General features: G+C 63.2%; 15 protein-coding genes, 2 tRNA genes and 2 pseudogenes. 15 read left to right on the forward strand and 4 right to left on the reverse strand.

Annotated elements, in window-relative coordinates:
• Positions 1-76: 76 nt before the first annotated feature.
• The 8 genes and pseudogenes from trpE (at position 77) to ACCQ03_RS02785 (ending at position 7,566) form a co-directional block, all read left to right on the forward strand.
• Complete coding sequence (gene trpE, locus ACCQ03_RS02750) at positions 77-1,552, forward strand: anthranilate synthase component I (RefSeq protein ID WP_057658738.1); 1,476 nt, start codon at positions 77-79, stop codon at positions 1,550-1,552.
• Positions 1,552-2,613: a threonine aldolase family protein gene (locus ACCQ03_RS02755; RefSeq protein WP_057658736.1), complete on the forward strand. Its 1,062-nt coding sequence runs from the start codon at positions 1,552-1,554 to the stop codon at positions 2,611-2,613. The genes trpE and ACCQ03_RS02755 overlap by 1 nt, the downstream gene beginning before the upstream one ends.
• 32 nt (positions 2,614-2,645) lie before the next feature.
• Positions 2,646-3,403 (forward strand): annotated as a pseudogene (locus tag ACCQ03_RS02760) (SIMPL domain-containing protein).
• Between the two features lie 10 nt (positions 3,404-3,413).
• Positions 3,414-3,992, forward strand: a complete 579-nt coding sequence (locus ACCQ03_RS02765; protein WP_057658733.1) for an anthranilate synthase component II — start codon at positions 3,414-3,416, stop codon at positions 3,990-3,992.
• 141 nt (positions 3,993-4,133) lie between these two features.
• A complete protein-coding gene (locus tag ACCQ03_RS02770) occupies positions 4,134-4,766 on the forward strand; it encodes a flavin reductase family protein (protein WP_057658901.1) in 633 nt (210 codons plus the stop codon).
• 115 nt (positions 4,767-4,881) lie between these two features.
• Positions 4,882-5,919 carry an anthranilate phosphoribosyltransferase gene (gene trpD, locus ACCQ03_RS02775; RefSeq protein ID WP_057658730.1) on the forward strand — a complete coding sequence of 346 codons (1,038 nt, stop codon included), beginning with the start codon at positions 4,882-4,884 and terminating at the stop codon, positions 5,917-5,919.
• 140 nt (positions 5,920-6,059) lie between these two features.
• The gene (gene trpC, locus ACCQ03_RS02780) at positions 6,060-6,857 is read left to right on the forward strand and encodes an indole-3-glycerol phosphate synthase TrpC (RefSeq protein WP_057658899.1); all 798 of its coding nucleotides are present in this window, start codon (positions 6,060-6,062) and stop codon (positions 6,855-6,857) included.
• A complete protein-coding gene (locus ACCQ03_RS02785) occupies positions 6,850-7,566 on the forward strand; it encodes a haloacid dehalogenase-like hydrolase (protein WP_003483057.1) in 717 nt (238 codons plus the stop codon). The genes trpC and ACCQ03_RS02785 overlap by 8 nt, the downstream gene beginning before the upstream one ends.
• A 320-nt stretch (positions 7,567-7,886) precedes the next feature.
• On the opposite strand, the gene crp is transcribed toward ACCQ03_RS02785, so the two are convergent.
• On the reverse strand, positions 7,887-8,579 hold the full coding sequence (gene crp / locus ACCQ03_RS02790; RefSeq protein WP_005914205.1) for a cAMP-activated global transcriptional regulator CRP: 693 nt from the start codon (positions 8,577-8,579) through the stop codon (positions 7,887-7,889).
• A 138-nt stretch (positions 8,580-8,717) separates the two neighbouring features.
• Between crp and speD the strand changes: the two genes are divergently transcribed.
• Positions 8,718-9,512 (forward strand): adenosylmethionine decarboxylase, encoded by a 795-nt coding sequence (gene speD / locus ACCQ03_RS02795; protein WP_007967854.1) that lies wholly within the window; start codon positions 8,718-8,720, stop codon positions 9,510-9,512.
• Between the two features lie 163 nt (positions 9,513-9,675).
• Positions 9,676-9,989: pseudogene (locus tag ACCQ03_RS02800) on the forward strand (DMT family transporter).
• A gap of 295 nt (positions 9,990-10,284) precedes the next feature.
• On the opposite strand, the gene coq7 reads toward ACCQ03_RS02800, so the two are convergent.
• Positions 10,285-10,938, reverse strand: a complete 654-nt coding sequence (gene coq7, locus ACCQ03_RS02805) for a 2-polyprenyl-3-methyl-6-methoxy-1,4-benzoquinone monooxygenase (RefSeq protein WP_057679863.1) — start codon at positions 10,936-10,938, stop codon at positions 10,285-10,287.
• A 182-nt stretch (positions 10,939-11,120) separates the two neighbouring features.
• On the opposite strand from coq7, the gene rplM reads away from it, so the two are divergent.
• Together rplM and rpsI are read left to right on the forward strand one after the other, a co-directional pair.
• Positions 11,121-11,549 (forward strand): 50S ribosomal protein L13, encoded by a 429-nt coding sequence (rplM, locus tag ACCQ03_RS02810; protein WP_003483082.1) that lies wholly within the window; start codon positions 11,121-11,123, stop codon positions 11,547-11,549.
• A gap of 2 nt (positions 11,550-11,551) precedes the next feature.
• Positions 11,552-11,944, forward strand: a complete 393-nt coding sequence (gene rpsI / locus ACCQ03_RS02815) for a 30S ribosomal protein S9 (protein WP_003483085.1) — start codon at positions 11,552-11,554, stop codon at positions 11,942-11,944.
• Between the two features lie 222 nt (positions 11,945-12,166).
• Here the strand turns inward: rpsI and ACCQ03_RS02820 are convergent.
• Positions 12,167-12,241 (reverse strand) — tRNA-Gln (locus ACCQ03_RS02820).
• Positions 12,242-12,293: 52 nt separating this feature from the next.
• Positions 12,294-12,370, reverse strand: a tRNA-Met gene (locus ACCQ03_RS02825).
• Between the two features lie 118 nt (positions 12,371-12,488).
• Between ACCQ03_RS02825 and ACCQ03_RS02830 the strand changes: the two genes are divergently transcribed.
• From ACCQ03_RS02830 to bfr, 3 genes are all read left to right on the forward strand, one after another.
• Positions 12,489-13,106 (forward strand): RNA pyrophosphohydrolase, encoded by a 618-nt coding sequence (locus ACCQ03_RS02830; protein WP_057679861.1) that lies wholly within the window; start codon positions 12,489-12,491, stop codon positions 13,104-13,106.
• A gap of 80 nt (positions 13,107-13,186) precedes the next feature.
• A complete protein-coding gene (locus tag ACCQ03_RS02835; RefSeq protein WP_039567454.1) occupies positions 13,187-13,396 on the forward strand; it encodes a (2Fe-2S)-binding protein in 210 nt (69 codons plus the stop codon).
• 337 nt (positions 13,397-13,733) lie between these two features.
• Positions 13,734-14,204 (forward strand): bacterioferritin, encoded by a 471-nt coding sequence (gene bfr, locus ACCQ03_RS02840; RefSeq protein ID WP_017155002.1) that lies wholly within the window; start codon positions 13,734-13,736, stop codon positions 14,202-14,204.
• Positions 14,205-14,603 lie beyond the last annotated feature (399 nt).

The raw sequence follows: 14,603 nt of genomic DNA on the forward strand, positions 1-14,603 counted from the left end.
TCCGCTCGCCGCTGGTGGCGATGGTGGCCCGTTGCCGTCGTCCGCCCCGCCACAGAGTCCCGGAAGGAAAGTCGTCTTGATCACTGCAGAGCAGTTCCAGCGCCAGGCCGCTGAAGGTCACACCCGTATCCCCGTTGTCCGCGAAGTGCTGTCCGACCTGGACACGCCGCTGTCGGTCTATCTGAAGCTCGCCGACGGCGCCTACACCTATCTGTTCGAATCGGTCGAAGGCGGGGAGCGCTTCGGGCGCTACTCCATCATCGGCCTGCCGGCGCGGCGCGTGTACAGCTTTCGGGGCCACACGCTGGAGGTCAGCGAACACGGTGAAGTCGTCGACACCCGGCAGGTCGCCGATCCGCTGGCCGAAGTCGATGCGCTGCGCGCCGAACATTCGGTGCCACAGCTGGATGGGCTGCCCGGTTTCACCGGCGGGCTGGTCGGCTGGTTCGGTTTCGAATGCATCCAGTACATCGAGCCGCGCCTGGGCAGCGGCGACAAGCCCGACGAACTCGGCACGCCCGACATCCTGCTGATGCTCTCCGAAGAGCTGGCGGTGTTCGACAATCTCAAGGGCCGTCTGTACCTGATCGTGCATGCCGACCCGCGCCAGCCGCAGGCCTATGTGCGCGCCAACCGGCGCCTGGACGAGCTGGCGCATCGCCTGCGCCAGGGCGGCGCCGGGTATCCGCAGGCGCAGATTTCCGACGCCATCGACGAAGCGGACTTCCATTCCTCGTTCACCCGCGAGCAGTACCACGCCGTGGTGCGCAAGGCGCAGGAATACGTGCGCGCCGGCGATATCTTCCAGGTGGTGCCGTCGCAGCGCCTGCGCGTGCCGTTCCGCGCGCGCCCGGTGGATGTGTATCGCGCGCTGCGTGCGTTGAACCCGTCGCCGTACATGTATTTTCTCGATGTCGGCGGTACCCAGGTGGTGGGTTCGTCGCCGGAAATTCTGGCGCGCCTGCGCGATGGCGTGGTCACTGTGCGCCCGATCGCCGGCACCCGCCCACGCGGCGCAACGCCCGAACTGGACAAGGCGCTGGAAGAAGAATTGCTGGCCGATCCGAAGGAGCGCGCCGAGCACGTGATGCTGATCGATCTGGGCCGCAACGATGTCGGGCGCGTGGCCGAACCGGGCACGGTCAAGGTGGGCGAGCAGTTCGTGATCGAACGCTATAGCCATGTCATGCACATCGTCAGCGAAGTGACCGGCACCTTGAAGGCCGGCCTGAATTACAGCGACGTGCTGCGCGCCACCTTCCCGGCCGGCACCGTCAGCGGCGCGCCGAAGATCCGCGCGCTGGAAATCATCCGCGAACTGGAGCCGGTCAAACGCAATGTGTATTCCGGTGCGGTCGGCTACATCGGCTGGCATGGCGATGCGGATACCGCCATCGCCATCCGCACGGCCGTCATCCAGGACGGCCATCTGTATGTGCAGGCCGGCGGCGGCGTGGTCTACGACTCCGATCCCGACCTGGAATGGCAGGAAACCATGAACAAGGGGCGCGCGCTGTTTCGCGCGGTGGCCCAGGCGGCCAAGGGCCTGTGATGGACGGGCAGGGTAGCGCGACCCGCATCAGCTTTCGCAACGACTACAGCGAAGGCGCGCATCCGCGTCTGCTGCAGGCCTTGGCGCAGGCCAGCGCCGAGCAGCACGCCGGCTACGGCACCGATCGGCACACCGCGCGTGCGGTTGCGTTGATCCGCAATGCAGTCGCGCAGCCGCAGGCCGACGTGCATCTGCTGGTCGGCGGCACGCAGACCAATCTGATTGCGATCAGCGCGTTCCTGCGCCCGCATCAGGCAGTCATCGCCGTGGACGCGGCGCATATCGCCACGCACGAAACCGGCGCCATCGAAGCGACCGGGCACAAGGTGCTCACCGTGCCGGCGCTGCACGACAAGCTGACGCCTGCATTGATCGCGCCGGTGCTTGCGGTGCACAGCAACGAACACATGGTGCAGCCGCACCTGGTCTACATTTCCAACAGCACCGAAAGCGGCACGATCTATACTCGCGCCGAACTCGAAGAATTGTCTGGCTTCTGCCGCGCAAACGATCTGCTGCTGTACCTGGATGGCGCGCGCCTGGGGGCGGCGCTGACCGCCGATGGCAACGATCTGGATCTGCCCACCATTGCCGCGCTCGCCGATGCGTTCTACATCGGTGGCACCAAGAACGGCGCGCTGCTCGGCGAAGCGCTGATCATCGTCAATCCCGCATTGCAGGCCGATCTGCGTTACCTGATCAAACAGCGTGGCGCATTGCTGGCCAAGGGTATGGTGCTCGGTTCGCAATTCGCAGCGTTATTCGAAGACGGCCTGTTCTTCGAACTGGCCGCGCACGCCAACGCCATGGCGCAACACCTGCGCGCGGGACTGCTGGCCGCTGGCGCGCAGTTCACCAGCGATTCGCCGACCAATCAACAGTTCATCGCCGTCAGCGCGCAACACGCTACGCAGCTGGCACAACGCTACGACTTCGAGCGCTGGGAAGTGCGCACCGATGGCAGTCAGGTGATCCGCTTCGTGACCTCGTGGGCGACCACGCCCGAGGCGGTGGATCGCCTGTGTGCGGATTTCGCAACACTGCATCGCAGCGTGTACTGAGCATGCACGCCATTCACCCAAGGAGAGGACACATGAAGCAACTGACGCGTTGGATGCTGGTGGCGTTATGCGCATTGCCGCTGCTTGCTGTGGCGCAGGTCAACAGCCTGCCATCGCAGCCGCATTTGCTGGTGAAGGGGCAGGCGGAAAGAACGGTCATGCCCGACCGCTTTTTCGTAACGATCAACTTTCGCGCAGTGGACATGCAGCCAGAACTTGCACGCAGCGCATCCAGACGGCTGCCGAACAGATCCTCGCCGCCTTGAAGACGCATCATGCCCTCAAGGACAGTATCGAAGCTTCGTCGCTGCAGATACAACCGTTCTATTCCTATGTGCCGGATGGCAGGCAAAAGTTTGAAGGCACTGAAGTCAAGCGTGGAATCGGTGCGGCATTCCAGTCGCTGGAAGATGCACGGCAGCAGTTTCTCGGTGAAATGAAAACGAGCAGCGAGATTCAGCTATCGGGTATCAAGACGTCCTACAGCAAGGAGGCCGAGATACGTGCGCAACTCAAGCGCGACGCCGCTGACCAATCGCGCAAATCGGCCGCCGAACTTGCCAAGGCGTATGACGTCAGGATTCAGGGGCTTTACACGATTTCCGAGGTCGCTCCGAACTTCGCCTACGGCATTCAGGCAGGCAGTTGGCCGATGCAGGTCGTCAATGTCTCCGGATCGCCGGCGCCGCCAGCGCCTGTTGCTGATCGAAGTGCAGTGGTCGAGTCACTCGAAGCCAGCAGCATCACCCTTACCGAAAACATCTATGCGGTCTTCCTGATCGCGCAATGAGTCCTTTGCCATGCTGCTGATGCTCGACAACTACGACAGCTTTACCTACAACCTCGTGCAGTACCTGCAGGCGCTGGGCGCCGAGGTCACGGTGGTGCGCAACGACGCCATGAGCGTCGACCAGGTCGCCGCGCTCAAGCCCGAGCGCATCGTCATCTCGCCCGGTCCCTGCACGCCCAACGAGGCCGGGATTTCGCTGCAATTGATCGAGCAGCTGGGTCAGACCACACCAATCCTGGGCGTGTGCCTGGGCCATCAAAGCATCGGCCAGGTCTACGGTGGCGATGTGATCCGTGCCGGCAACATCATGCACGGCAAGACTTCGCCGATTCGCCATGAAGGCAAGGGCGTGTTTGCCGGACTGCCGGACAGCTACGAGGCCACGCGCTATCACTCGCTTGTTGTGGACAAGACCACCTTGCCGGACGCACTGGAAGTCACCGCCTGGACCGAAAATCCGGATGGTTCGATGGAAGAGATCATGGGCCTGCGCCATCGCCAGTTTCCGGTCGAAGGCGTGCAGTTCCATCCCGAATCGATCCTGACCCAGCACGGACATGCCTTGCTGAAAAACTTTTTGCAGCGTTGATTGCGATGCGTCTTTGCCACCGTGACGTAGCGCACTGCGGCATCGGTGCAACGACATGCGAAATCGCAATGTCGCCCGACGCGCGCCGTGCCGCGCACCGTGTTTGAACACCGCGCCACCTTCCACAGCATCCGGATCACGATGAGCACACCCGACGACAGCATCCATTTCTACGAGCCGACGCAGGGTCACGGGCTGCCGCACGATCCGTTCAACGCCATTGTCGGCCCGCGTCCCATCGGCTGGATCGGCTCGCGCAGCGCCGAGGGCATTGCCAATCTGGCGCCGTACAGCTTTTTCAATGCGTTCAACTACGTTCCGCCGATCGTCGGCTTTGCCAGCATCGGTCGCAAGGACAGCCTGCGTAATATCGAAGCCACCGGCGAATTCACCTGGAATCTGGCTACCCGGCCGTTGGCAGAAGCAATGAACGCCAGCGCGGCGATGGTGCCTGCGGAGGTCGATGAATTCGATCTGGCAGGCCTGCAGGTGGCGCCATCGCGCCTGATCGCTGCACCACGGGTCGCTGCCAGTCCAGTCAGTTTCGAATGCCGGCTCAGCCAGCTGCTGCCGCTGCAAACCGCTGCCGGTCACGCCATCCAGACCTGGTTGGTGCTGGGCGAAGTGGTCGGCGTGCACCTGGCCAGGTCGGCGCTGCACGAGGGCATCTATGACCCGGGTGCAGTGCAGACGATTCTGCGCGCAGGCGGGCCGGCCGATTACTACGAAGTGCAGCCGCAGGCGCGTTTTCGCATGACACGTCCAGGCCAATGATCGTCGCCGCTGCAACGGCAGGCGCGTCGCCTGGCGCTTGCGCTTTCCTGCACTGATCGCGCGCGTCGCAAGCCGCCTGCGTCTCCATCCATCACGTTCTGCCACGGTTGTTTCCATGCCCATCACGCCGCAAGAAGCCCTGCAACGCACCATCGAACACCGCGAAATCTTCCACGACGAAATGGTCGAGTTGATGCGGCAGATCATGCGCGGCGAGGTCTCCGACATGATGGTCGCGGCCATCCTCACCGGGTTGCGGGTCAAGAAGGAGACCATCGGCGAAATCGCCGGTGCGGCCACGGTGATGCGCGAGTTCTCGCGCCGCGTGGAGGTGAGTGATCGCAGGCACATGGTCGACATTGTCGGTACCGGCGGCGACGGTTCGCATACCTTCAACATCTCCACCTGCGCCATGTTCGTCGCCGCTGCCGGCGGTGCCAAGGTCGCCAAGCATGGCAATCGCAGCGTCTCGTCCAAATCCGGCAGTGCCGACGCACTGGAAGCATTGGGTGCGGTGATCGAGCTGCAGCCCGAGCAGGTTGCCAGCGCATTGGCGCATACCGGCATCGGCTTCATGTATGCGCCAGTGCATCACCCGGCCATGAAGGTGGTGGCGCCGGTACGGCGCGAAATGGGCGTGCGCACTATCTTCAACATCCTCGGGCCGCTGACCAATCCGGCCGGCTCGCCGAACATCCTGATGGGCGTGTTCCACCCCGACCTTGTCGGTATCCAGGCGCGCGTCTTGCACGAGCTCGGCGCCGAACGCGCATTGGTGGTGTGGGGGCGTGACGGCATGGACGAGCTCTCGCTGGGCGCCGGCACGCTGGTTGGCGAATTACGCGATGGCCAGGTGCGCGAATACGAAGTGCACCCGGAAGATTTCGGCATTGCCATGTCGGCCAGCCGTAACCTCAAGGTGGCCGACGCTGCGCAATCGCGCGCGATGCTGCTGCAGGTCTTGGACAACGTGCCCGGCCCCGCGCTGGATATCGTGGCGCTCAACGCCGGTGCTGCGTTGTACGTGGCCGGCGTTGCCCACAGTATTGCCGACGGCGTGCTGCGCGCACGCGCGGTCATCGCCGACGGCTCCGCGCGCGCGCGGGTGGACGCCTATGTCGCCTACACCCGCCAGCTCGCCGTGCAATCCTGAGCCATGCCGGCAACCGCCACGCAACGGCCATCACCCGCCAGCATCCTCACAGTCGCGCTGGCATGCTGCGTGCTGGCGCGCAGCCGCACGCCGGTGCGGCCGTCTTGACCGATAATGCCCGCCCGCCAGGACCCGATACGATGAGCGACATCCTCAACACCATTCTTGCCCGCAAGGCCGACGAAGTCGCCGAGCGCAGTGCGCGCGTGCCGCTGGCCGAGCTGATCGCGCGCAGCGCCGACCTGCCGCTCACGCGCGGATTTGCAGCTGCCATGCAGGCCAGCATCGCCGCCGGCGACCCGGCCGTCATTGCCGAAGTGAAGAAGGCCAGCCCGTCCAAGGGTGTCATCCGGCCGGATTTCCAGCCGGCCGATATCGCGGTCAGCTACGAATTCGGTGGCGCCACCTGCCTGTCGGTGCTCACCGATGTGGATTTTTTCCAGGGATCGGATGCCTATCTGCGCCAGGCGCGCGATGCCTGCACGCTGCCGGTGCTGCGCAAGGATTTCACCGTCGACCCGTATCAGGTCTACGAAGCCCGCGTGCTCGGCGCCGACTGCATCCTGCTGATCGTCTCCGCGCTGGAAGACGCCCAACTGGCCGATCTATCGGGCCTGGCCATGCAGCTGGGCCTGGACGTGCTGGTGGAAGTGCACGATATCGACGAGCTCGAGCGTGCGGTGCAGGTGCCGGTGCCATTGATCGGCATCAACAACCGCAACCTGCGTACCTTCGAAGTGACGCTGCAGACCACGTTGGACATGCGTGCCGCGGTGCCGCGCGATCGCGTGCTGGTCACCGAGAGTGGCATCGTCACCCAGGCCGATGTGCACCTGATGCGCAGTCACGATGTGAACGCGTTTCTGGTCGGCGAGACCTTCATGCGCGCGGCCGAACCCGGCGAGTCGCTGCGTCAGCTATTCTTCGCGCATGACTGAGTCGTATCCCGTACCGCGCGAAGACGCACCGCTGGTGGTGTTCGACTTCGACCACACCTTGTACGACGGCGATTCCGGCAGTCATCTGTTTGCCTGGCTGATCAAGCGCAACCCGTTGCGCTTGCTGGTTGCGCTGTTGGCCTCGCCCATTCTCGGCCCAATGGTGGCGATGCTGCCAACCCGGCGGCGCGGCGTATCCGGCTATGTGTGGATCGCCACGTTCGGCCTGCACCGCGCACGCGAGTTCAACCGTTTCATCGACGCATACGTGCTCAAGCATGAAGCGCAGATCCGCCAGCGCCTGCTCCCGCATGCCTTGCAGGTCTTCACCCAGCACCGCGCTGCCGGCGACCGTGTGGTGGTCGCCACCGGCGCACCGCCGGAGTTGGCGCGCGCCATTCTGGGTTTCGTGGCCCATCAGGACGTGCCGGTGATCGGCAGCCTGGTCGGCCCGCGCCTGGGCGCCGTCACCGCGCGACGTCACTGCCATAACGAAGAAAAGATGCGCATGCTGCGCGAGCGCGGCTACGCCGATATCGCCATCGCCTACTCGGACAGCACCGCAGATCTGCCGCTTTTGAAGGCCGCGCGCGCACCGGTGGTGGTCAATCCCAAGGCCAATCGCGAAGCGCTGTTCCGCCAGGTACTGCCGACAGGCACGCCCATCCTCAACTGGGGTTGCCGCGACCGCGGCGGCAAGGCGCTGTAGGCGAGCGCACCATCCGGGCAGACAGGTCGTTTCGCGCGGAGCGAAACCAGTGCGCAGTCCAGCTTGCGATTTCGAATCTGGGCGTCGATGTGCGCAGGCAAACCGATGCGACCTGTAGCGCAACCAATTTTCAGGATCGTGACGCAGTCGCGATGCAGATCGTGCGGTTCGACTGCTCGAAGACGCTCTTATAAGAGGTATCGCGCAGAAGTGTCGCTGCAGGGGCATGAAAGTGCCGATGTCGGCACCGTCGCGATCGCTTCAAACGGAGCCAAAACCGGCATGCAGCCAGTGCACACGGCACCGGCTGCACAGCGCCATCAGCGGGTGCCGTACAGCACGACGGTCTTGCCGCGGGCGTGCAGCAGGCCGTCGGCCTGCAACTTCTTGAGCACGCGACCGGCCATTTCGCGCGAGCACCCGACCAGGCGTGCCAGCTCCTGGCGTGAGACACGCAGCTGGGTGCCCTGCGGGTGGCTCATCGCTTCAGGCTCTTTGGCCAGGTCATGCAGCGTGCGCACGATGCGGTCGGTCACGTCGAGGAAGGCCAGGCGGCTGGCTTTCCTTGTGGTATCGAGCAGTCGTTTTGAAAGCTGAACACCGATCGCATACAGGATCTTCGGCGCATCCGGCGACAGGCTGGTCTGGAACAGCTGCTGCAGCCGCTCGTAGCTGATCTCGGCAAGCTCGCACTGGGTGCGGGTGCGCAGGATCACCTCACGGGTATCGGATTCGATGAATAACCCCATCTCACCGACGAATTCCCCGCTGCCGAAGTAGCCCAGCACCAACTCACGGTCGTCATCTTCCTCGGCGATGATGCTCACCGAGCCGCTGATCACGTAGTAGAGGGTGCCGGCCGGGTCTCCTGGCCGGAACACATCGGTCCGGGTCGGATAGCGCCTTCGGTGGCTGTGCGCCAGGAAACGCTCGATGGTGCCCGCGTCCAGCGCCAGGGAAGGGGTAGCGTTACGTACCGTCGTAGTGACAACCGTCGTATTTCCTGGGCTCATGGTAGTTCCGCGTGTGATTCCTGAAGCTTAACGGCATGAGTCATGCAAGGTAAACCACTCTTAACATCGGCATTTCGTTAGCTGGGATCTTTGGCTCATAATTGACTCCTTTCCCGCTTTCCATAAGGACAGACCGACGTGGTCAAGCCGTTGCCTCGTCTGAGGCTACAGGGGTTCAACAACCTCACCAAGGCGTTGAGCTTCAACATCTACGACGTCTGTTATGCGCGTACCGAAGAGGAGCGTCAGCGCTACATCGAGTATATCGATGAGCAATACGACGCCGATCGTCTGACGCAGATCCTGACCGATGTGGCCGAGATCATCGGCGCCAACATCCTCAATATCGCACGTCAGGACTACGATCCGCAGGGCGCATCGGTGACGATCCTGATCTCCGAAGAACCGGTGATCGACAAGAAGCAGGCCGGCAAGGAGTTGATCTCCGATGCCGTGGTTGCTCATATGGATAAGAGTCATATCACTGTCCATACATATCCGGAAACGCATCCGCAGGAAGGCATCGCCACGTTCCGCGCCGACATCGACGTCGCGACCTGCGGCGTGATTTCGCCGTTGAAGGCGCTCAACTACCTGATCGAGAGTCTGGAATCAGACATCGTGATCATGGATTACCGCGTGCGCGGCTTCACGCGCGATGTGAAGGGCAAGAAGCATTACATCGATCACAAGATCAACTCGATCCAGCAATTTCTCGCCAAGAACGTGAAGTCGCGCTACGAGATGTTCGACGTCAACGTCTACCAGGAAAATATCTTCCACACGAAGATGCACCTGAAGGACTTCGACCTGGATCAGTACCTGTTCGAAGAGCGCGCCAAGAACCTCTCGTTCAAGGAGCGCATGAAGATCGAAACCCTGCTCAAGCGCGAAATCGAAGAACTGTTTCACGGACGCAACCTGAGCGAATAAGCGCAGGAGCCTCCTGTTGCGTGCTTGCTTGCAAGTGCGCAAACGCCACAAGGCGGGACGGCCCGCCACGCGACGACCTCGCGTTCCACAGCCGACGGCGGCCCAGTGTGCAAACACTGGGCCGCTTTTTTTTTGTCTGTTTTTTTCTGTGAGGAGTACTGCAATGCCCTGGATCCATCTGTTGCTGGCCGGCCTGTTCGAGATCGGCTTTGCCATGGGACTGAAATACAGCGACGGCTTCACTCGCCTGTGGCCGACCGTGCTGACCATCGGCCTTGCTGGCACCAGCCTGTGGTTTCTGACGCAGGCGCTGAAGACCATCCGGTTGGCACCGGCTATGCGATCTGGACCGGCATCGGCGCCCTGGGCGTGACCATTGCCGGTATCGCGCTCTTCGGCGATAGCGCCTCTTGGTCGCGCTTGGCGTGCATCGGTCTGATCGTGGCTGGCGTGATCGGGCTGAAGCTGGTCGGGTAGTCAGTCCCCCAGCGTTTGCGGCGCAAACCCCGGACTCCGACTCGGAGTCTGCCTATCCCCACGCGCTCGGCCGTGCCTGCATCCGCAATGCGGGCACAGCCCCGGCGTTCGCTGCGCAAGCCTTGTGCCCCGACTCAAGGTCTGCTTCTAACCCACGCCTCCGGAGCGCGCCCTCGACAAAGGGGCCCTCCAGATGTCGTGCTGGGGAGGAATGGCTCGCTGTGTCGGGCGCACGGGGTGCGGTTAGATTCCGGTCGCCGGTCGCCGGTTCCCAGCGCCAATTTCCAATTCCCGACTAGAGGCGGTAGGCAACCGTCTTCATCAGCTTGGAGGCCAGGGCCATCGCGCTGGGGATCGGAGCGGGGAGCGGGCGGGCGCCGGCCTGCTCGGCCTGGTCTGCATGGCGGGCCTCGTCGATCTTCATCACGCGCAGGATGGCCCGGCTGCGCTGGTCGCTCTGGGGCAGGGTTTCCAGGTGCTCGTCCAGGTGCGCTTCGACCTGGCGTTCGGTCTCGACCACGAACCCCAAGCTCCAGTCGTCGCCGCGCAGCCCGGCCAGCGCGCCGAGCGCGTAGCTGCCGGCGTACCACACGGGGTTGAACAGGCTGGGGCGGCTGTCCAGCTCGTGCAGGCGGTCGGCGCACCAGGCCAGGTGGTCCGTCTCTTCCTGTGCAGCTTCCAGCAGGTGATGCTGGGTATGCACGTCGCGGGCGACGGCCGCCTGGCCAAAATACAGGCCTTGCGCGCACACCTCGCCGACATGGTTGATGCGCATCAGGCCGGCCGCGTGGCGGCGCTGCTCCGGGTCCAGAACGACGTCGGGTGTGTCGGCAGCAGGATTGGGGCGCTCGGCCGGCGGATTGCCGAAGACGGTATCCAGCGCGCGCTGGGCTTCGACCAGCAGCCGGTCGAGCGGACTATGCAGGCGGGTGGGGGAGATCTGGGTCATATGGCGATTCTGGCCCCGCTCCGCCGTGCTGCCAACCGCCATGGTGCAGTCGTTGCTGCAACTTGCGCCGCCGACGAACGTCCCGTACAATCCCGCCTCTTCTGTTTCGCCTTCACAACGCGTGGCAAAGTTCCAGTGGTCATCGGCCGCTGCAATCCGCCCGACCACTCAAGAGTTTTCTCATGACTACGTTCACCGCCAAGTCCGAGACCGTCCAGCGCGACTGGTATCTCGTTGACGCCGCCGGCAAGACGCTCGGCCGTCTGTCCACCGAACTGGCCCGCCGCCTGCGCGGCAAGCACAAGCCGGTTTATACCCCTCACGTCGATACTGGCGATTACCTCGTGGTGATCAACGCCGAGAAGATCGTCGTCACGGGCAACAAGCTGAAAGACAAGAAGTATCACCGCTTCACCGGCTACATCGGTAACTTGAAGACCGAGAGCCTGGAGCAGGCGCTGCAGCGCCACCCGGAGCGCGTGATCGAAATCGCCGTCAAGGGCATGCTGCCGAAGGGCCCACTGGGTCGCACCATGTACCGCAAGCTCAAGGTCTATTCGGGTGCCGAGCATCCGCACGCCGCCCAGCAGCCGCAAGTTCTGGATATCTAATCATGGCTATCACGCAAAACTACGGCACTGGCCGCCGCAAGTCCTCCACCGCTCGCGTGTTCCTGCGCAAGGGCACCGGCAACATCACCGTCAACGACCGTCCGCTGGACGAATTCTTTGGTCGTGAGACTGCGCGCATGATCGTGCGCCAGCCGCTGGAACTGACCAAGAACACCGAAAGCTTCGACATCATGGTCACCGCTTCGGGCGGCGGCACCACCGGCCAGGCCGGTGCGATCCGTCTGGGCATCGCCCGTGCGCTGGTCGAGTACGACGAAACCCTGAAGTCCGAGCTGCGCAAGGCTGGCTTCATGACCCGCGACGCTCGCGAAGTCGAGCGTAAGAAGGTCGGCCTGCACAAGGCCCGTCGCGCCACCCAGTTCTCCAAGCGCTGATCCATCGCGTCTGGCGCATCCCGGTTCGCCGGGATGCCTGCTTCAAAAGCCCGGCCATGCCGGGCTTTTGTCGTTTGGGATCCGGGTGTCCGCTCTGTACGAGCGCGTGGCCAAGATCGCTCTGGAAACTGAGCGCAATGCGCATGCGCGCCGTGCGTGATGTGCCGCCACCGGCACGGGGCAACAAAAAAGGCCCGATCTTTCGATCGGACCTTTTGTGTTTGGCTGCCCCGGATGGATTCGAACCACCGAATGCCTGAGTCAGAGTCAGGTGCCTTACCGCTTGGCGACGGGGCAATAAAACGTGTTGGTCCAAGATTATTGCATGCCGGTGAGGGCGTGAATACCTTGGTGGCTATGGGTGGACTCGAACCACCGACCCCAGCATTATGAGTGCTGTGCTCTAACCGGCTGAGCTACATAGCCTAGGGAGCCGGCAATTCTCACGATGCGCCGTGCTGTTGTCAAGCATTTCGTTTTCAGCTTGTGAGCCGGGCGTCGCCGTGGCAGAGTCGGTGGCAGTAGATTTTCAGGAGTCCGCATCGTGATCGATCCGGACGGTTTCCGGCCAAACGTCGGCATTGTGCTGATGCGGCAGGACGGTCAGGTGTTCTGGGCACGACGTGTGCGCAGGGACGGCTGGCAGTTCCCGCAGGGTGGCATGAACACCGATGAGACGCCCGTTGAAGCCATGTACCGCGAGCTGCGCGAAGAAACCGGGTTGTTGCCCGAGCATGTGGAATTGCTCGGCGCCACGCCTGGCTGGCTACGCTATCGGCTGCCCAGCCGGGCAGTGCGCCGCAATGAGCGGCAGGTGTGTATCGGACAGAAGCAGGTCTGGTTCCTGCTGCAGTTCACCGGCGACGAATCGCATCTGAAGCTCGACCATACCGACACTCCGGAGTTCGACCATTGGCGCTGGGTGGATTTCTGGTATCCGGTCGAGCACGTGGTGATGTTCAAGCGCGGTGTCTATGCGCGCGCGCTGCGTCATCTGGCGCCGCTTGCGCAGAGCCTGGCCGGCTCGGCAGCAGTGGGTGCGATGCCCGAGCGTGCGCTGGAGGCGTGGTTGCCAGGCAGCAGCGCGGCGGGGCACGACAGCCCACGCAAGCGGCCACGCAAGCGCAACGGGGCTCGCGCGTTGCGGATTAATAATGATTAACGGATGGAATTGACACCTATTCTCGTTTGCGGTGCAATCAGCTCCGGTCCTTTCCGGATCGTCAACGTCCGACCGATACTGTGTACGTCTGCATCTGTAATGGGGTCACCGACCACCAGATCCGCGAAGCGGCCGAGAATGGCTGCGCGAGCCTTGCCGAACTGACCATGCGCACCGGCTGTGGTTCCAATTGCGGCTCGTGCCTGGAGATGGCGAGCGATCTGTTGAACCAGGCACATGCCACGCGCGCATTGCCGTTGCCGCTCTTGGGGCTGGCTAGCGCTGCCTGAGGCAGGAACTCGGGACCGAGGTCCCGACGATGGCTGGTCCGCGATGTCCACGCGGTACCTGATGCCAGGTGTATCTGCCGGCCGGCACCGCCGATGCCAGTAGCATTCTGCATCTGGTGCCAGCTGCAGCGAAGTGGTCGCCCGTAGACGGACGGCACACGAATGCAGTCGGTTGCCCCGCCTGATCTGTCGTGGCAGCTGGCAGCTGGCAGCGGCCAGGCGCCTGGCATCTCCTTGCAGCGCGCGGCGCGTCCCGCAACTGATCACGATTCGCGTTCCTTCATGCCCTGCGCCAACGCGCTAAAGTGCGGCCGGCTCACTGTCTCGGAGACATCGCATGAAGGGCGATACCAAGGTCATCGAGTACCTCAACAAGGTGCTCTACAACGAACTCACTGCGATCAACCAGTACTTCCTGCACGCCAAGATGCTGAAGAACTGGGGCCTGAAAGAACTGGCCGAGCATGAGTACAAGGAATCCATCGACGAGATGAAGCATGCGGACAAGCTGTCCGATCGCATTCTGTTTCTCGAAGGTCTTCCCAATTTCCAGGCCTTGGGCAAGCTGCGCATCGGCGAGAACCCCACCGAGATGTTCCGCTGCGATCTGGCCCTTGAGCGCGAGGCGGTTGTCGTGCTGCGCGAGGCGGTGGCGTATGCGGAGACCGTCAAGGACTACGTGAGCCGCCAGTTGCTGGTGGACATCCTGGAGTCCGAAGAAGAGCACATCGACTGGCTGGAAACCCAGCTGGACCTGGTGGCGCGCATCGGCGAGCCGAATTACCTGCTGACCAAGCTGGACGACTAAACGCGCCTCTGGTCGGGGTTGTCTTGTCTGGCCCTGACTAGCGGGTACGCGGTGCTGCTGCCGGTCGGTGTTCTCAGCGATTGTTCGCTGATGGTGTGCTTCTACAGATTCTGTTGCCGGGTGAGCGCGCGGCTTCGTCCGTACCCTCACCCCAACCCCTCTCACGCAGGAGAGGGGCGCTGGTGCCCTTCCGGGAATGGAGAGGCTTGAGCATCCTTGCGTGTGAGAAGGCGTTGAGTATCAGGGCGATTTGAGCATCTTCTGTGGCCGGGTGAGCGCGCGCGGCTTTGCCCGTACCCTCACCCTAACCCCTCTCCCGCAGGAGAGGGGCGCTGGTGCCCTTCCGGGAATGGAGAGGCTTGAGCGTCCTTGCGTGTGAGAAGGCGTTGAGCATCAGGG

The organism is Xanthomonas sp. NCPPB 3569 (assembly GCF_041475645.2).
GTDB lineage: Bacteria > Pseudomonadota > Gammaproteobacteria > Xanthomonadales > Xanthomonadaceae > Xanthomonas > Xanthomonas phaseoli.